Here is an 18677-nt window from a genome sequence, read left to right as displayed (position 1 = left end):
GGAGTGAACCCGGACCCCTACGCAAGATTGGACGACATGCCCCAGAACCATGCCACTGCCACTGCCACTGCCACTGCCACCGCCACCGCCGGCCGCAGCGTCGCCGACCGCATCGCCGCCGCGGCGGGCCGGCTTCGTACCGCCGCCGCCACCGGCGTCCCCGCCGCCCCGGTGCGCGACCTGATCGGCCGCGAGGACGTCCTCGCCGCGTACGCCGTACAGCAGCGGCTCACCGCCGAACGGATCGCCGCCGGTGCCACCGTCACCGGCCGGAAGGTCGGCCTGACCTCCGAGGCCGTCCAGCGTCAACTCGGCGTAGAACAGCCCGACTTCGGTGTCCTCTTCGACGACATGGAGTACGCCGAAGGCTCGGTCGTCCCGGCGGACGCGATCCTCCAGCCGCGTATCGAAGCCGAGATCGCCTTCGTCCTGGGCGCCGACCTCGCCGAGGGGCCGCTCGACGACGCCCAGGTGCGCGCGGCCGTCGACCACGCGGTCGCCGCCATCGAGATCTGCGGCAGCCGGGTGGCGGACTGGGACATCAGCTTCGGCGACACCGTCGCCGACAACGCCTCGGCCGGCGGCTACGTCCTCGGCACGCACCGCGTCCCGCTCGACGGCTTCGACCCCGTCGCGGCCGAGATGACCCTGACCGTCGACGGCGAGACCGTCTCCACCGGCAGCGGCGCCGCCTGCCTCGGCGACCCGGTGAACGCCCTCGTCTGGCTCGCCCGCCAGGCCCGCGAGCTGGGCGAACCGCTCCGCGCCGGGCAAATCGTCCTCTCCGGGGCGCTCGGCCCGATGCGTCCCGTCACCCCGGGCACCGCCGTCCACGCCACCGTCACCGGCCTCGGCACGGTGTCGGTCGCCTTCTCCGCGTAAGGAACGACGATGAGCAAGACCAAGGTCGCCGTCATCGGCTCGGGCAATATCGGCACCGACCTGATGATCAAGATCATGCGCACCGCGCACCACCTCGACATGGGGATCATGGTCGGCATCGACCCGGCGTCCGACGGGCTGGCCCGCGCCGCCCGCCTCGGATTCGAGACCACCGCCGACGGCGTGGACGGACTCCTGAAGTCGCCGCTGATCGACGAGATCGGCATCGTCTTCGACGCGACCTCGGCCGGCGCGCACCACGAGAACGACGCGAAGCTGCGCCCGCTCGGCATCCGCGTCATCGATCTGACCCCCGCCGCGATCGGCCCGTACGTCGTGCCGGCGGTCAACCTCGACGAGCATCTCGACGCGCCGAACGTCAACATGGTCACCTGCGGCGGCCAGGCCACGATCCCGATCGTGGCGGCGATCAGCCGGGTCGTCCCGGTGGCGTACGCCGAGATCGTCGCCTCGATCGCCTCGAAGTCGGCCGGCCCCGGCACCCGCGCCAACATCGACGAGTTCACCGAGACGACCTCCTCGGCCATCGTGGAGGTCGGCGGCGCCCGGCGCGGCAAGGCCGTCATCATCCTCAACCCGGCCGAGCCGCCGCTGATGATGCGCGACACAGTCTTCGCCCTGGTCGCTCTGGGCGAGGGCGCGGAAGGGGAGGCCGCTAAGGCCGAACTCGTCGCATCGGTACGGAAGATGGCCGACGAGGTCGCGGCGTACGTCCCCGGCTACCGGATGGTCCAGGACGTCCAGATCACCCGGATCCCGGCGGACCAGCCCGTCGGGACGCTGCTCGCCCCCGGCGACGGCCAGCGGCCGACCCATCAGGTGTCGGTCTTCCTCGAGGTCGAGGGTGCGGGCATGTACCTCCCGGCGTACGCCGGGAACCTCGACATCATGACCTCGGCCGCCGTACGCGTGGCCGAGCGTATCGCCGCCGCGAAGGAGGCCGGGCAGTGAGCACCCCCAGCAGCACCCCGAACACCCGCGGCACCCGCGACGCTACCGGTGTTTCGAGCGCGCAGGGCATACAGGGCACGCGGGGCCCGTCGGTCTTCGTCCAGGACGTCACCCTTCGCGACGGGATGCACGCCGTCCGGCACCGCGTCACGCCCGAGGACGTCCGGCGGATCGTCACGGCCCTGGACGAGGCGGGCGTCGACGCCATCGAGGTCGCCCACGGGGACGGCCTCGCCGGCGGCTCGGTCATCTACGGCCCCGGCTCGCACACCGACTGGGAGTGGATCGAGGCCGCCGCCTCGGCCTTGAAGCGGGCCCGCCTCACCACCCTGCTGCTGCCGGGCGTGGGCACCCTCCACGAGCTGAAGCGCGCCCACGACCTCGGTGTCCGCTCGGTGCGGGTGGCCACCCACTGCACCGAGGCCGACATCTCGGCACAGCACATCGCCGCCGCCCGGGAGTTGGGCATGGACGTCTCCGGCTTCCTGATGCTCTCCCACATGGCCGAGCCGGAACAGCTGGCGCGGCAGGCGAAGCTGATGGAGTCGTACGGCGCCCAGTGCGTGTACGTCACGGACTCCGGCGGCCGGCTGACGATGAACGACGTCGCCGCCCGGGTGCGCGCCTACCGCGACGTCCTCGACCCGGCGACCGAGATCGGCATCCACGCCCACGAGAACCTCTCGCTGTCCGTGGCCAATTCGGTGGTCGCCGTCGAGAACGGCGCGTACCGCGTCGACGCCTCGCTCGCCGGACACGGGGCCGGAGCGGGCAACTGCCCGCTGGAGGCATTCGTCGCCGTCGCCGACCTGTCCGGCTTCCGGCACGGCTGCGACCTCTTCCGGATCCAGGACGCCGCCGACGACATCGTCCGCCCCTTGCAGGACCGACCGGTCCGGGTCGACCGCGAGACCCTCACCCTGGGCTACGCGGGTGTCTACTCCAGCTTCCTGCGGCACGCGGAGACCGCCGCGCGGCGGTACGGGGTCGACGTGCGCGACATCCTGATGGAGTGCGGCCGGCGGCGACTGGTCGGCGGACAGGAGGACATGATCGTGGACATCGCGCTCGGCCTGGCCGCCGCGAGCTGACCCACGACGCCCCCGGTACCGGGCATCGACACTGACACGGACACGACGGCGCCGCCGACCCCCTTCCCCAGGGGCCGGCGGCGCCGTCGTGCCGCTCCCGGGGGCTCCACGCGCGACCTTCGAACGACCGCGCGCATCGACCTCGGCCGGTCATCTGAAAGTGCGTCAACTGCACGTAACGGAACGGCACTCGGACTCGTTTATCTCCCCGTGACATGGGTCGGGACCGGGGCATGAGGGTGCGACGGAGGAGGACTTCGTCATTCCGCCACGATCTTGGTCAAAGCAGCTCTAAGATCCCCAGTGAGGCGGTTCTCCGCATCTCTGTGTACTCCCTTACGAGCAGGGCCATGGGCCCTTCGAACGCTGAGAGCAGGGGATGACATTCACGAATGAACGAACCAAGGGAGCCGCGCCCGAGCCGCGCCGGCGACGATCGACTGTGATCGGTCGCCGTACCGTCGGCTCCGCCGCGGTGCTCGCCCTGGGAATCGGCGGCGGAGCCCTGGCGACGGCGCCGATGGCGCACTCGCAGGGCGAGGAAGGGTCGGTGACGGTCCGGGTGATCCGGGCCGTGGACGACAGCGGAGTGTGGACGCCCGCGCTGGAGCCGGGCATGGCGGGGGTCAAGGTGACCCTCACCGACTTCGACGGGAAGGGCATCGAGGGGGTCACGGCCGCCGACGGCACCGTGACGCTGACCCCGACGGCGGGCGAGGGCGGCAGCACCAAGTTCCGGGTCCAGGTGGAGAATCCGAAACCGGGCGTGCTGTTCCCGGCCTTCGCCTCGCGCCAGGGACTGGGCGGCGCGCCCGACCAGCTGAGCAGCAACGAGGAGTTCGTCGACCTCTCCGCAGGCAAGAAGGTGGAGTTCACCACCGGACTGTGGAGCCCGGGCGAGTACTGCCAGAAGAACGCACCCCTGGTGACGACTTGCCAGCCCGCCACGCGCGAGGGCGAGACACAGCGCACGCTGGTCTCCTTCCCGTACAGCGCGCGCGGCCAGGACGGTGTCGACGTCAACGTCACCACTATCGCCACCCATGCCGAGACCGGCACCCTGTACGGCATCGCGTGGAACAAGGCCGACAAGCGGGTGTTCTCCTCGGCGGTGGCCAAGCGCACCACGGACTACGGTCCGGGCGGCGCCGGCGGCATCTACGTGACCGACCGCGATCAGAAGAAGACCACCCTGTTCACCGTCGTCCCCGACGCGGGGACGACCAAGCACGGTGCGGGCACCGATGACGCCTTCCTCGCCGCCCCCGGCAGGGAGAGCCTCGGCGGCATCAAGATCACCGACGACGGACGGGATCTGTTCGTCGTCAACCTCAACAACCGCAAGCTGTACCGGTACGACGCCACGGCGCCGACCGCGACGGCACCGAAGTCCGCCGTGGCCATCCCCGATCCGGGCTGCCCCGCGGCGGGCGACTGGCGTCCGTTCGGCCTCGGTCTGCACGACGGCTCCGGCTACGTCGGCGGAGTCTGCTCCGGTGAGTCCACCGGGAAGGCGTCCGACCTGCGGGCCGTGGTCATGCCCTTCGACCTAGGCAGCGGAGAGTTCGGCAAGCCGGTCCTCGACCAGCCGCTGGACTACCCTCGCGAGTCGACGATCGGCGCACCTCCGTGCGACGGGCCGGGCTGGTTCCCCTGGACCGACACCTTCCCGACCTCCCAGAACGGGCAGGCGTGCGGCAACTATCTGGCCCAGCCGGAACCGGAGTTGGGCGAGGTCGACTTCGAGACCGACGGCTCCATGCTGCTGGCCTTCCGCGACCGCTTCGGCGACCGCGCGCCGGCCGGTCCGACCCCGGGCTCGGTCGGCCGGGTCCTGTCCGGCGGCGACCTGGACAAGGCATGTCTCGCCGACGGCACGTACGTGATGGACACCAACAACGGCTGTGGGCTGTCCCCCCGGGGCACCCGCTTCTTCGACACCAGCCGGATGGGCTCCCACCACAACGCGTCCTTCGCGGGCATGGCGTTCTCGAAGGTCGAGGACACCATCGCGACCTCAGGGTTCGACCCCAACAGCACGGCCTTCGGGTACGGAACCACCTTCAACAAGCGGGACGGCAAGCAGGACCCGAAGTCCGGTCTGCGGCTCAACCCGGCCGGTACGGCGGCCCCGTTCGGCAAGGGTGCCTCCATGGGCGACCTGGAAGTGCTCTGCGACCAGGCCCCGCTCCAGATCGGCAACCGGGTCTGGTACGACCCCGAGCGCAAGGGCGTCCAGAGCCCGGAACAGCGTCCCGTCCCGGGCGCGACCGTCGATCTGTACGACGAGTCGGGCAAGCTCGTGGGGACGACGAAGACGACGGAACGCGGCGAGTACTACTTCGACGACTCCAATGTCTCCGGCGGCCTGAAGCCGAGGACCAAGTACACGATCCGGCTCGACAACCCGGCCGACTACGCCAAGGACGGACCGCTCTACCAATGGGTCCCGACGGACGCGGACGTGGGCGACAACCACTTCGTCGACTCCAAGGGCGTCGTTCCCGAAGGCGGGAAGTTCCCCGAGCGGGCACTGACCACCGGCGGGCCGGGCGAGAACGACCACACGTACGACTTCGGCTTCCGGCAGCAGGAAGGCGAGCTGCACCTGATCAAGCACGACCAGGACGGCAAACCGCTGGCCGGAGCCACATTCCAGCTGTGGAAGGAGACCAACGGCACCGACGACCTGCAAATCTCCGGCGACACGCCGGACACCCGGGTCGGCGAGCCCTGCGAGACCAAGGCCGACGGCCTCTGCGGGGGCAACGGCACCCTGGGCACGTACTACTGGCAGGAGGTCAGCCCGCCGGAGGGCTACGCCGTACCCGACAAGACGGTGTTCGGACCGCTGGTGCTCACCTCCGACAACCTCGACGAAGGGGTCTCGGTGACCGCCGTCAACCAGCGGCTGCCCGACCCCACGCCGACGCCCACCCCGTCACCGGAGCCGACGTCCCCGGAGCCGACGGCACCGCCGGCGCCGGGTGAGCCCGGGACTCCGGGAGCGCCCGGAGCGCCTGGAGCACCGGGGCACGACGGTTCCTCCGGCTCCGGCTCCAGCTCCGGCCTGGGGGGCCTCGCGTCCACCGGCTTGGGCCGGATGGGTCCGCTGGCGGCGGGCTGCGCCGCGCTCACCGTCCTCGGCGGGGCGCTGGTCGTCCTGATGCGCCGCAGGCGAAGGGCGCAGCATCACTAGGGCCTGATCCGTAAGACAGGCTTTGCTCCTCAGTGGAGCGACCGGACCCGGTGATCCGCCGGGCCGGCTCGGGCGGGTTCGTGGACCGGTGGTCCGCGAACCCGCCCTCCTGTGCGACCGACCGACGAGAGAAGGCGAGTGCATGGCCCGGATGGCGCGAACGCCCCGGAAGGCCCCGAAGAGCCGCACGGACGCGACGACTCCGACGACGCCAAAGGCTCCGACGACGACTCCCCAGGGGAAGACCGGCGACCGGACACGGCGCCGGACCCTCTGGACGCGGACCCTGGCCGCGCTCGCGGTGTGCGGAGCGGCGGGCGGCGGCCTGGTGGCCTGGCGGGTGCTCTCGGACGACACCCCCGCCGAGCGGCCGGTCACCACGGAAGAGGCGTCCCGGCTGGCGCTGTCCCGGCTGAACCTGTTCGAGGCCAGCCCGGTGGCGGTCACCCTCACCGCGACCGAGGGCGGCGGAGTGGTGGTACGGGTCGAGGGGGTCGTGGACTACCGGACCCACCGGGGCGTGGGGAGCTACGAGGTCACCGGCGCCTCAGGGGCCACGGGAGCCACAGAAGCCACGGGAGCCGCGGGGGCATCCGGGAAGAGCGCCCGGACCCCCGGGCCCGGCGCGGCGGAGCGGTTCGACCGAGGTCTGATCGTCTGGGACACCGGCGGTCTCGGCCTCGCACCCGCGCCGAAGACCGGAGGCATCGGCGGCAGCGGTGGCACCGGTGGCACCGGTGGCACCGGTGGCAGCGGTGGCGGCCCGCCCTGGCAGCAGGCCGAGCACATCCCGCGCTCCGGTTGGTCCGCCCGCGCCTACACCGCCGATCCGCTGGACTCGGGACTCCAGCTGCTGATCGGGCTGGGCGCGGACCGCCCCGACAACCCGCTGCTGCTCGCCCAGTCCGGCGCCCGCCGGCTGGCGCGCGAGGACATCGACGGCCGCCCCTACGACCGCTTCTCGGGACCGCGCGCCCAGGGCACCACCCCTGGCGCGGGGGCCGGCGCGGGCCGGTCGCCGCTGACCTACTGGGTCGACGAGGACGGCGGCCTGCGCCGGGTGTCGATGCAGATGCCGGGCCTCGGCACCCCCACCACCCTGTACTTCTCCGGGCACGACGGCCACGCGAAACTCCCCGAGGCGCCGTGGGTCACCCGCTGACCCCGCCGTGCCCGGTTCCCGTACGCCTCCCGCTTCCGTACGCCTCCCGCCCCCGTGTACCCGACGCGCCCTGGGGACCGGCGTCCTCAGTGCGCCCGCGGTACGGCGTTCGCGTCCTTCGGCAGCGGATAGGCGTTCGGATCGACGGCGCCCGGCAGCCCGGTCGCGGGCTTGCCCGGGGCCGTCGGGTCGGGCAGGGACGGCTGGGCGGGCGGGGCCGGCACCTTGCTGAACGGGATGCCGGGCGGTGCCTGCACCGGAGTGGTCCGCCCGTCGGGCAGGGCCTTCCCGCGGCGGGTGGCGCAGCCCGCGCGGGTCTCCAGACGGTCCGGGCTCTGGGTGCCGGGCCGGTTGCCCGTGAAGCAGTTCGCCGGGTCGGCGGAGGCGAGGACGAGGTCGGTGCCGTTGCCGGTGACCCGGTTGTCCTCGACGCGGTTGCCGCTCGCGGGATGCCCCGCCGGGTCGGTGACGATCACCCCGGCCGCGCGGTTGCCCCGGACCAGGTTGCGCTGGACGCGGTTGTCGGTGCCGCCGCCGATGCCGATCCCGATGCCGAAGCCCCCGTCCGCCTGCTCGGGGGTGTCGGCCGCGTTGTTGTCGACGACCGCGTTGCCCGCGATCACCGCGCCCCGCTGCGGGGCGAGGGCCTCCAGATCATTGGAATTGACCGTGATCCCGACCCGGTTGCGGGCGACTCGGTTGCCGAGGATGGACAAGTGGTCCGAGGCGTTGGTGAGTTCGATGCCGACCGCGTTGCGTTCCACGGTGTTCCCGCGGACGACGGTGGAACAGGGCTTGCACTGGCCGACGTAGATGCCGGAGTCGGCGTGCCCGGAGGCGTAGGACTCCTCGATCACACCGTCGCGCGCGTCGAACGCGTAGATGCCGTACAGGCCGTTGTCGTACGCCGTCACCCGGGTCGCGCGGAAGCCGCGGACGGCGGGGAAGCGGGTGGTGTCCAGCGGATCGTACGCGGAGCCGCCGGCGCCCCGCTGCTGGAGCTTCTCGTCCGTGACGCCGGTGAACAGCACGCCGTTGGCGAGATACCCGTGCACGGTGAGGTTCTCGACCACCGAGCCCGCGCCGGTCACCGTGATGCCGTTGGCCAGCCGGACCCCGCCGTCGAAGACCACCTTGTTCCGGTCCGTTCCCCGCAGGATCAGCCGGGGAGTGGTGACGTGCACACTCTCCTTGTACACACCCGGGCCGACCAGCACCGTCTCGCCCTCACGGGCGACGTCCACCGCCTGCTGCACCGTACGGAAGTCCTGCGGAACGCGCAGCACGCTCCCCGCCGGATGCCGGGCGTCGTCCGACGACGGTTCCTGGCCGGAACACCCGGTGGCCGCCAGTGCGACCGAGACGACGAGGGCCGACAGGACGAGCGCCTTTCGGACGCCCGTCGAGGGGCGGGGAGAATGGGTCAACAGGCCCTCTGTGGGCAGGATTTGCATGGATGTTGTTCTATCGTCTCCAATAGGCCCATGCCCACCGAACAGGGAAATGAGCGGGATTCACTCCCGGCCGAGGCCACCCGTTCCTTCGGGCGGCGCCGGGCTCTGCTCGCCGGCGGAGCGGTCCTCGCGGCCGGCGTCGGCGTGGCGGCCGACGAAGCGGCGCGGCGAGACCACGCGGACGGTGCCGCCGGGGCGCCTTCGGCCACGACCGCGCTCCCCTTCCACGGCGCCCGGCAGGCCGGCGTCACGGCACCCCAGCAGCCGGCCACACAGCTGCTCGCCTTCGACCTGCCCCGGTCTACGGCCGCCAGGGAGCGCACGACCCTGCGCGCCGTCCTCGGCGCGCTGACCGGCACACTCGCCGGCGCGGCCTCCGAACAGCCGAGGGACCCCCGCCTCCAGGGCGGTGGTACGACCCGGCTCACCTCTCTGGTCGGCATCGGCTCCGCGACCGCCGCCCGCCTCCGGCTCGACGTCCCCGCCTCTCTCGCCGCGCTGCCGGCCTTCCCCGGCGACCGGCTCGACCCGCGCCGCAGCGATGGCGACGTCCTGGTCCAGCTGTGCGCGGCCGACCGCTGGACGCTCACGGTCGTCGCGGAACTCGTCGCCACCGCCGTGCGCGCCGCCGGCGCCCAACCCCGCTGGCACCAGTCGGGATTCCTCGCCCCCACGCCACCGGGCACCACGCCGCGCAATCTGTTCGGCTCCCTGGACGGCACCGCCAACCCCGGTCGCGAGGCGGCCGAACAGTGGGTCTGGGGGGAGTCGGTAGCCCACCGGGACGGCACCGTTCTGGTCTACCGCAGGATCCGCATGGACGTCGAAGGCTTCGCGGCCCTGTCCGAGGAGCGGCGCGACCGGGCGGTGGGCCGCCGCACCCGCGACGGCGCCCCGCTCAGCGGGACCGCCGAGCACGACGAGCCGGACATCTACGCCAAGAACCCCGACGGGTCGTACGTCATCCCGGCCACCGCCCATGTACGCCTCGCCAGCCCGCGCTTCGACCGAGGCGCCCGGATGCTCCGCCGGAGCTACAGCTACGACGACGGTCCCGACGACCGAGGTCTGCTGTTCTGCGCCTTCATGCGCGACCCGGCGCAATTCGTCCGCGTCCAGGAGCGCCTCGCGGCCCGCGACGCGCTCAACCCCTTCGTCCAGCACCGGGCTTCGGCCGTGGCCTACGTACTGCCCGGTGCGACGGAGTCCGGGACCCTCGGGGACCGGCTCTGGGCCTGAGCCCCCGGGCGCCCTCGGCCGGCCGGGACGGCGCCGAGGGTGGTGTTGGTACCGAGGGTGGTGAATGCGGTGGCGGCAGCGGGAGTGGGGACGGTAGTGCCGGGCCCGACGGCCGTCAGAGCGGCAGCAGTTCGGGGCGCTTCGGTTCCTGCGTGGCGTGGGTGTCCTTGCCCATCAGATGCTGCCCGAGCCAGGGCAGGAAGTGCTCCTTGGCCCACTTCAGGTCCGCGAGCCGCTCCGCCTGCCGGTTGGCCGGCCCCCGCCGCGCGCCCGCCGCGGACGTGTCCCGTTCCGGCGCGAGCCCCAGGACCTCGGCGGCCCGCAGCGCCACCTGCCGGTGCCCCTCGGACGACAGATGCAGCCGGTCGTCGCTCCAGGCGAGCGGCTGCTGGATGGACGCCATGGACCACAGATCGACGACCGGACAGCCGTGCCGCTCCGCGATGGCGTGGATGTGCGCCGTGTACGTGGCGATCTTTCCCCGCAGATGACGCAGCACGGGGGTGCCGCGCGGGTCGAACCCGGTGAAGACCAGCACCGTCCCCGCCGCCGCGCTCAGCTCGGTGACGGCCTCCTCGAAGCGGTCGGTGATGCGGTCCACCGAACTCCCGAGCCGCAGGATGTCGTTGCCGCCGGCGCACAGGCTCACCAGATCCGGCGCCAACTCGACGGCGCGGGGTATCTGTTCGTCGATGATCTCGTCGATGAGCCGGCCGCGCACGGCGAGATTGGCGTAGTGCAGCGGTCCGGGGGAGTGGTGGGCGAGCCGGTCGGCGAGGCGGTCGGCCCAGCCGACGAGCTCGCCCTCGGAGGTTTCGTCGCCCAGCCCCTCCGTGAAGCTGTCCCCGAGTGCGACGAAGGAACCGATCGGGGCTCCGTCGAGCTGGTTCTGTGTGTCGGACATCCTGCGTGCCTCCCGTTCCGTCACCTCAGTGCCCCAGCACCCTGCCGTACTCTTTTGGATGAATCAAATAAATATTCGGGACAATGTCATCTCCGGCGTGGCGAGCCAGTGTCGGTGTGTGGCCGGGTGAACGACATTGCGCAGGTGGGGACTTGGGTGGGGGCGGGCCGGGCCGGACCGTGCGGGCGGTGTCAGGTCTCGGCTCGTGAGTCGGTGGGGAGGATCGGGAGCCGGTCCGGATGTATCGGTTCCTTGGAATGATCCGGACGAAGGGGATTGCCGCGCCGCTCTCGCTGAGCGGGGGCGCAGTTCTTCGGGGGCGAGTGTGTGTACGTCGAGCGCCAGGGGGCTGCCGACCCCCGGGTGGTGAGGTGTTCCCGCAGGGCAGCGGTCTCGGATGTCCGAGAGGCAATCGGCTGGGGCACACGGTGATCCGGCTCCGGCCTCTGTCGGGCGGGAGGCCGGCGTGGATCCGTCGGCCGTGGGACTGCCGGGGCCCGTCGCGCGCCGCGCCGAGCACCGCCGGCGGGCTGGGTGCGGCATGCAGAAAACCGCCGCCCGTGTGGGCGACGGCGCGGTGGTGTTCCTGGGTCTCGGTGCGGCCGTGCCGTGGCGGGGTGGACCGGCCACCGTGTCCGCGGCGCCGCCGATTCCATTCACCCGCTCGCCTCGGTCCAGTCGGGAGGCGTCAGCGGGACGAGCAACACCCCGCCGGTCGCGCGGCCCGCCTGCCGGCCTGGCGGTGGAAGGCGAGGACTGCATGTTCGTCGGCGGGCGCGTACCCGGACGGGCCGATACGAAGGCGTCCGTGCACGGTCCGTACCCAGGGACGGGACGGCACGGCACGGACGGGGGCGCCACCGGCAGCGGGACCGGCGTGCCGGGCCGGGGCAACCGCCTCCGTTCGGCCGGTCGATCATGCCGAACGGAGGCAAGTGTCCTGCTAGGACGCCGAGTTGCGGCGCTCGCCGCCGCCTCGGCCGGAACCCCGGGCGGGCTTGCCGGCGGCGGAGCCGGACGGGCGACCGCCCCTGGCCCGCTGATCGGCACCGCGTCCGCCCGAGCCGGCGGCACCGGCTCCGGTCTTCCTGGCGCCCGCGTTCCTGGCGCCGGGAACGGAGCCATTCCCGGCTCCGGACGCGGCCCCGGCTCGGCCGGCGCCACCGCGCCTGCCGCCGCCCGCAGTGGAGGGCTTGTCGGAGGCAGTCGTCCCGGTGGCCGCGGCACGCCGCTTCGGGCCCTGGTTCCGCGTACCCGCTTCGGAGGAGGTACCCGTCGCCGCGCCGCCACCGGCCCTGCGCGAGCGGCTGGGCCGCCGGCCGGGCTCGCCGTCGGACTTCCGGCCGCGGCGCGGGGCCGCCGGGGGAGTCGGCTGGGCCGTCTCGAGCACGACGGGAACGCCCGAGGGCTCGCGGGCACCGGTGAGGGTGGCCAGAGCCGGGTCGCTGGAGGTGATGCGCGCCGTGCGGGGGCGGATGGCGGCGTCCGACATCAGCCGGGTCATGTCCCGCTTCTGCTCCGGCAGCACCAGGGTGACCACACTGCCCGTGCTGCCGGCGCGCGCGGTACGGCCGCCCCGGTGGAGGTAGTCCTTGTGGTCGGTGGGCGGGTCGACGTTCACGACGAGGTCGAGGTCGTCGATGTGAATGCCCCGGGCCGCGACGTTCGTCGCCACCAGCGCCGTGACCTGGCCGTTCTTGAACTGCTCCAGGGTCCGGGTGCGCTGCGGCTGGCTGCGGCCGCCGTGCAGCGCGGCTGCCCGGACACCGACCGACAGCAGTCGCTTGGCGAGCCGGTCGGCGGACCGCTTGGTGTCGAGGAAGAGGATGACCCGGCCGTCACGGGCCGCGATCCGCGTGGTGACGGCCTTCTTGTCGGTCTCGTCCAGGACGTGGAGCACATGGTGCTCCATGGTGGTCACCGCACCGGCGGACGGGTCCACCGAATGCACGACGGGATCGGTCAGGAACCGCTGCACCAGACGGTCGATGTTGCCGTCGAGGGTGGCCGAGAAGAGCAGCCGCTGCCCGTCGGGCCGCACCTGCAGCATCAGCTTGGTGATCTGCGGCAGGAAGCCCAGATCGGTCATCTGGTCGGCCTCGTCGAGGACCGTGATCCGCACCTGGTCGAGCACGCACTCGCCGCGCTCCACCAGGTCGTTGAGCCGGCCGGGAGTCGCGACGAGGACCTCGGCGCCGCGGCGCAGCGCACCGGCCTGCTTGGTGATCGAAAGGCCGCCGACCACCGTGGTCAGCCGGAGGTTCACGGCCGTCGCGTACGGGGTCAGTGCGTCCGTCACCTGCTGGGCGAGCTCACGGGTGGGCACGAGCACGAGCGCGAGGGGCGCCTTGGACTCGGCGCGCAGTCCGGCCGTACGGCCGAGCAGCGCGAGCCCGAACGCCAGCGTCTTGCCGGAGCCGGTGCGTCCCCGGCCCAGGAGGTCACGGCCGGCGAGCGAGTTCGGCAGGGTGGCGGCCTGGATCGGGAAGGGGGTGGTCACGCCTTGTGCGACGAGGGTCTTCAGCAGCCCCGCGGGCATGTCCAGCTCGTCGAATTTCTCGACAGCGGGGAGTGCGGGCGTCGTGTTTTCCGGCAGCCGGAATTCCTTGGGAGACGACGCGGAGGACGCGGGGGAAGAGGCGCGCCGGCCTGACTTCTGGGGCCTGCGGGGCATGCGATGGTTTTCCTTCCTGGAAACAGCGCAAACCGGGGTTCGCACCCAGAAGGTGCGAACCCCGGTTTGCGGTGACGTCGCCGACGATCAGGCGGGGACGATGTTCTCCGCCTGCGGGCCCTTCTGGCCCTGCGTGACGTCGAAGGAAACCCGCTGGCCCTCGAGGAGCTCACGGAAGCCCTGGGTGGCGATGTTCGAGTAGTGGGCGAAGACGTCCGGGCCGCCGCCGTCCTGCTCGATGAAGCCGAAGCCCTTTTCCGAGTTGAACCACTTCACGGTTCCCTGTGCCATGATTTTCTCCTTCTGTAGGCAGAGGCCCCATCCGGAGATGCCGGAAAACAAGAAATGCGCCAGAAAGGAATATTCCCGCCGGGCGCACATAAGTTCATGGGTACCACAACTGCAACAGCGCCAGCGTAACACGTTTTGGCGGAGCGTGGGGGCGGGGGCCGGTGGCCCGCTTCCGGGTCCGGTGAATCCGCCGGCGTCTTTCGCCTGCGGGGGAGCGCCGGATTACGGCCGCCCGCACGCGGGTCGCACCCGTACGCTCCGGCCCCGGGACGGATATCCGAGGGCCTCGGCGGACCGGGCCGCCGGCCGGCGACGGCGGGACATGACGGCGATCCGCCTCCGCGGGGGCCGGTGCGTCGCTTGGTGACCAGTGGCTGCCTGGTCGCCCTCTGCCTTCTTCTGTGTGTCTCCTTCTGGGGCTGCCTGGGGTACGCGGACCGCCGAGCCGAGCGGGCGACGCGGGAGAGCTGGGATCGGGCGGTCGCGGCCCTAGCCGACAGGGCGACAGGGCGAACGGGTGCGGGGCGAGACGCTTCGCGCGACGCCTGCGGGAACGCCCGGACGTCGGCGACCAGGCGGAAATCTTCGCCGGCTCCTGCCTGCCTGGCCGGTCCGGACCCGCCACCGAACGGCGTGTGCCAGGCGTTGACCAGCGGGAATGCGAAGGCCGCGAGGGGAACAACCAGAGGCGTGACGGTCAGGAGCGTGACGGGCGAGCGCGGCAGCGTACGGGCGGCGGCGCCGGCCTGCGGTACGGGCGGGGGCGTCGGGCAGTGCTACCGCTTCACACGGCCTCTCGCCGGGGCGTCCTCCGCTGCGACGGAAGCCGCCACGAAGGCCGTAACCCTGCCGTCCTGCTGATGTGACCGCGTCCGGCCGGGCCGGCAGAAGCGCTGAGGGCCCGGGCGCGTGGCGCCGGACCCCCGGCTACAGCCCCTGCCGGATCACGGCATCGGTCCGCCGGGCCCCTCCGTCGCGGGGCCGAGAATCCGTACGGCCTCGGCCATCGGCACCAGCGCCTCCGGCGCCAGCAGGGGGAGTAGCGGGATCGCCCCTCCCCACCCCTCCTGGTCCGCCAGCAGCTCCAGGACGATCGCCCGGGCGGCCGCCATATCCGGGGCCGTGCCGTCCCCGGCGGCATGGGCGAGCGCCAGACAGAGCCGCGTGACCACGTCGGCGGAGCGGCGCTCCGGGGCGAGCGTCGTCGGTACCCCCGCCAGATACGCGGCGACGGCGGCCAGAGTCGAGGCACGCCCGTCGGGTGACGGCGCCGCCTCCGCCAGCTGCCGGGCCATGGCGAGGTCACTTTCCACGGTGCACAGGACGGCCAGCTCGGTGGTGGGGAAAAGAGATGTCGCCGCTGTCCGCAGCCGCAGGACGTCGGTGCCCGTGTCCAGGAGCGAGGGCGCCCCCGTCTCGATACCGAGCCGTTCGAGCAGGGCGAGAAGCACCACGGTCCGGTGCGGCACGCTCTGCCGCGCCAGACACACCTCCGTGGCGACCTCCCGGAGAGCCTCGTGGAGAAGGGGGTCGGGTCTGCGCACATCAGGGCCGGCGAGCAGCAGCTCGGCGACCCGCGTCAGCGGATCGGCCAGAGACCCCTCCCGCAGACGCGTCCCCAGCAAGCCGATCACTGGTGCGGCCAGCTCCGCCGCGGCCTTCGGGTGCGGGGAGACAAGCCCGGCGGCCACGGCCGGACGGGCCTCGGCGGGGGCCAGCCGGGCGGCGTCCGGCGCCTCCCCGGCGTACGCGAGAGCCTGGGCGACCACGGCCTGTGTGCCGCGATCACGACGGTCCGCCACCAACTGCGCTGCCTCCTGCGCCGCCCGACTCGCCGCCTCCGTGAATCCGCCCTGAGAACACCCCAGGGACAGGGCCGACAGGTACCGGGCCCGGTGTGTGGGGTCGGAATCGGTATCGAGCAGGGCGTATGCCTGATCGCTTTCCCCGATCACCCCGAGCGCGTGGACGAGGGGGTGCACCCAGGGCAGGGGGGTCCCGGGCGTGGCGGACGGGCGTGTCCGTACGACGGGGGCGAGGGCGGAGAGCATCCGCTCGCGTGCGAGGAAGGGGTTGCCAGTGTCGAGGGCGGCAGTGGCACGGTCGAGCAGGGCCAGGTGCGGCAGCCGGTCGGAGCTGTCGTCGTGGGGCTCGGGCGCGGTGACCGACGGAATACGTCCTCGGGGAGCTTGCTGGCGACTCTGCTTGCCCTGGGGCGAGCGGGACGACCGCCCCGGCTCCTCCCCTTCTCTCCTTCTTTCTCTCTGCTCTCGCTTTCGGCTCCGTACCTCCCGATCGCGCGCGACACTCCTTGCCTGGCGGATGCCCATCGCCACGTCGAGGTTTGCCGACCCTCTTTCTGCGAGATTGTCGCCCAATGCTCCTTCGGCCAGAGCTTGCTCGGCCAGTAGCTCCTGGAACGGCCCGTGGGCAAGCCACCCGATTTCGGCATCTTTCATGGCGTGGCCGAGGCGGTTCAGGGTGGGTGCGACATCCCTGCGCAGATACGCGCGATCGGCCTCGGACAGTTTGCCGGGATCGCGCAGCGCGGCCAGCAGCCTTTCCACGGCCGTCTTCACAAGCCGGGGGGCCACCGACGTGCGGCGAATGAGTGCCAAGGCACCGACGGCGAGAACCTCCATGAACGCCAACTCGTCTTCGGCTTCCGCCTCTTGGCAGAGTTCGATGATGCAGTTCTGGGCCTCGCCCCTGTGCTCTTCGTGCTCTTCGTCGACCTCGGCGATGGCTGCCCAGATACCGACCGCTGCGGCCCGGGCCCGGGGGCCGCCCATGCTCAGGTCGCGCGCCCGATCCTTAAGGGCTTCGAGCCGGCTCTTTCGGTCCTCTTCGGGCAGCAGACTCGTCCCCGCGACCGTGGTCTCGATGCCGCCCGCGCCGCCCGCGTTCGCTGCTTGGAACAGGATGTGCGCGGCCTCGGTCTGCTCGGCGTCGCGGAGTTCGTGTGCTGCGGCGGAGAGTGCGGCGGACGTGTCCCAGCCCGGGCCGGGGCCATGAGCGGCCCGAGTGGCGCGCCCTGCCCAGAGCGCCGCCTCCGTCGCGACCTGAACCGCTTCTCCTCCTCCCGCGCGTCCGATCTCCATGGAGAGCGCTGCCAGGCGGCTTGCTCTCGCCGAGGGGTCGGGGCCCGAACGCGCGAGGGTGAGGGCACGTTCCGTGTCTCCGAGGCGGACACAGAGGGCGATGGCCTCCGGTGGCACGTGGTGGGTCCAGCCCGTCAACAGCGCGGCGGTGGCGGCCTGACGCGCGGCTGTCGCGACTTGTGGTTCGGCGAGATCGGCATGTGCCGCCGCGTCCACCTGGGCGAGCGCGACATCCGCCCCGGTGTCGGAGGCGAGCCGCAACAGTCGGTGTGCATCCAGCACGTACTCCGCACGCGCGGCCGGATCCTCCAGCAGCCGCGCGTGGCCGGTCAGCAGATAGGGCGAGGTGCCCTCGGGCCAGGCGGCGCGGCGCAGCCGGTCGTCAGCCCAGGTGCGAAGCGTCGTGGTGTGGTGCGCCGACTCCTCTGGGGTGAACTGCCGGCGGAGTGAGGCGAGGAGCCTGGGATGGCTCAGGGAGTACGTGGCGGCCGATGGACCGTCCAGGACGACGCACTGCCCGTCCGGGCCATGGACGATCCCACCCACCTGCTCGGGAGACGACTCGGTCAACTCCGCCAGGTCGGCCATCCGCAGCCCTCCACCCGATACCGCGAGCAGACCGAGGACCCGGCGGCCCAAAGGGTGCGCGAGCAGCCTCTCGGCCGCTTCCGACGCGGCTTGCTCGATGTCGGCGGCCCGTGCACCGGGACCGAGTGGTCGGAAGCAGTCTTGCTGCCGAAGGGGATGCTCGGCAGGCACATCGGCGGGCATCCCCACCGGGCGCCGGACCGAGACGATGATCCTCAGATTGGGGCCGGGGTCGATGGGGAGCAGTGCCGCGATGCTGCCGGGCTCACCCCGCCCTTGTCTCTTGACGCTTTCCTCCGCTCCATCGGTGACATCCCAGGCCGTGTCTTCGTCGAGCCCATCGATGACAAGTAGGAACCTGCGTTTCTTCCCTTCACTCCTCTCTGCGGCCAGATTGAGGTATTCACCCCATTTCCCCCAGTCGTCTACCTCCTTGCCCGTGGGTTCCTTGAGGGCTTGGGCGACTTCTCTTGAGCCTGGATTGGCATTTTTCGGAGTGAACAAATCATCGATCTGCCCGGTGAGTTGATCCAGGAAGGCCGCGCGCGTGTGCGTGCCGTGAGCCTCCGAGACGAAGATGTGCACCAGGTCGACCTTGCGTCGCCGCTTCGCGGCGTACGCGGCGATGAGGGATGTCTTCCCCATCGCGAGCTTCGAGTGCCAGCACAAATAGGCCGATTCGGACTCGGAAGGGGCGACGAAGGCGTCCATCGTGTCCATCTCGCTCATGCGGCCGTCCAGTCCGCCGGACGGTGCCAGGGCGCGCAACGTCTCGGCCCACGGTCGTCGGCCCCGTGCGGAGAGCTTCTGGGCCGATTGTCCTTGCGCCGCACTGAGAAGGGCCTCCCACTTCTGGTCCTGCGGCCCATGGCCGGCCTTCACCTCGGCTCCGTGCACCAGTGCCCAGAACACCGCCTCGTTCCGCGCGGTCGGCGCGGTTCGGCCGGACAGCCAGGACTGGAGGGTGCCGTGGTGGAGTGAGCCGCCGGCCAAGGCGCGGGCGCCGCTCGGGCCGTAGGGCTTTCCCAGAGCTGCTTCGAGCAGCTCGTCCAAGGCCCTGCCCAGGATCTCCCGGGGCTGCTCCCGCTCATGGATTGGTCCTGGCATTGCCTCTCCTTCC

The 18677-nt window shown here is 71.9% G+C and carries 11 protein-coding genes; 6 read left to right on the top strand and 5 right to left on the bottom strand.

Annotated elements, in window-relative coordinates:
- Positions 1-36: 36 nt before the first annotated feature.
- From ABZ990_RS20705 to ABZ990_RS20685, 5 genes are all read left to right on the top strand, one after another.
- Entirely contained in the window at positions 37-882 is an 846-nt protein-coding gene (locus tag ABZ990_RS20705; RefSeq protein ID WP_361233321.1) for a fumarylacetoacetate hydrolase family protein, read from the top strand.
- 9 nt (positions 883-891) lie between these two features.
- Positions 892-1854 (top strand): acetaldehyde dehydrogenase (acetylating), encoded by a 963-nt coding sequence (locus ABZ990_RS20700; RefSeq protein WP_361233319.1) that lies wholly within the window; start codon positions 892-894, stop codon positions 1852-1854.
- Positions 1855-1922: 68 nt separating this feature from the next.
- Positions 1923-2945, top strand: coding sequence for a 4-hydroxy-2-oxovalerate aldolase (dmpG, locus tag ABZ990_RS20695; protein ID WP_361233432.1), 1023 nt, complete (start codon positions 1923-1925; stop codon positions 2943-2945).
- 442 nt (positions 2946-3387) lie between these two features.
- Positions 3388-6144 carry an SdrD B-like domain-containing protein gene (locus ABZ990_RS20690; protein ID WP_361233316.1) on the top strand — a complete coding sequence of 919 codons (2757 nt, stop codon included), beginning with the start codon at positions 3388-3390 and terminating at the stop codon, positions 6142-6144.
- 151 nt (positions 6145-6295) lie between these two features.
- The gene (locus tag ABZ990_RS20685; protein WP_361233313.1) at positions 6296-7306 is read left to right on the top strand and encodes a hypothetical protein; all 1011 of its coding nucleotides are present in this window, start codon (positions 6296-6298) and stop codon (positions 7304-7306) included.
- An 86-nt stretch (positions 7307-7392) separates the two neighbouring features.
- On the opposite strand, the gene ABZ990_RS20680 is transcribed toward ABZ990_RS20685, so the two are convergent.
- The gene (locus tag ABZ990_RS20680) at positions 7393-8733 is read right to left on the bottom strand and encodes a right-handed parallel beta-helix repeat-containing protein (RefSeq protein WP_361233310.1); all 1341 of its coding nucleotides are present in this window, start codon (positions 8731-8733) and stop codon (positions 7393-7395) included.
- Positions 8734-8790: 57 nt separating this feature from the next.
- On the opposite strand from ABZ990_RS20680, the gene ABZ990_RS20675 reads away from it, so the two are divergent.
- Positions 8791-9999 (top strand): Dyp-type peroxidase, encoded by a 1209-nt coding sequence (locus ABZ990_RS20675; protein ID WP_361233307.1) that lies wholly within the window; start codon positions 8791-8793, stop codon positions 9997-9999.
- A 115-nt stretch (positions 10000-10114) separates the two neighbouring features.
- Here the strand turns inward: ABZ990_RS20675 and ABZ990_RS20670 are convergent, their stop codons facing one another.
- From ABZ990_RS20670 to ABZ990_RS20655, 4 genes are all read right to left on the bottom strand, one after another.
- Positions 10115-10903: an SGNH/GDSL hydrolase family protein gene (locus ABZ990_RS20670; RefSeq protein ID WP_361233304.1), complete on the bottom strand. Its 789-nt coding sequence runs from the start codon at positions 10901-10903 to the stop codon at positions 10115-10117.
- Positions 10904-11846: 943 nt separating this feature from the next.
- Positions 11847-13577, bottom strand: a complete 1731-nt coding sequence (locus ABZ990_RS20665) for a DEAD/DEAH box helicase (protein ID WP_361233302.1) — start codon at positions 13575-13577, stop codon at positions 11847-11849.
- A gap of 87 nt (positions 13578-13664) precedes the next feature.
- Positions 13665-13868 carry a cold-shock protein gene (locus tag ABZ990_RS20660; RefSeq protein ID WP_360247276.1) on the bottom strand — a complete coding sequence of 68 codons (204 nt, stop codon included), beginning with the start codon at positions 13866-13868 and terminating at the stop codon, positions 13665-13667.
- A gap of 944 nt (positions 13869-14812) precedes the next feature.
- Entirely contained in the window at positions 14813-18610 is a 3798-nt protein-coding gene (locus ABZ990_RS20655; RefSeq protein WP_361233299.1) for a hypothetical protein, read from the bottom strand.
- Positions 18611-18677 lie beyond the last annotated feature (67 nt).

The sequence above is a fragment of the Streptomyces sp. NPDC046203 genome (assembly GCF_040646255.1).
GTDB lineage: Bacteria > Actinomycetota > Actinomycetes > Streptomycetales > Streptomycetaceae > Streptomyces.
The sequence above is the reverse complement of the archived record's forward strand: the minus strand, read 5'-3'. Positions and strand labels throughout refer to the sequence as shown.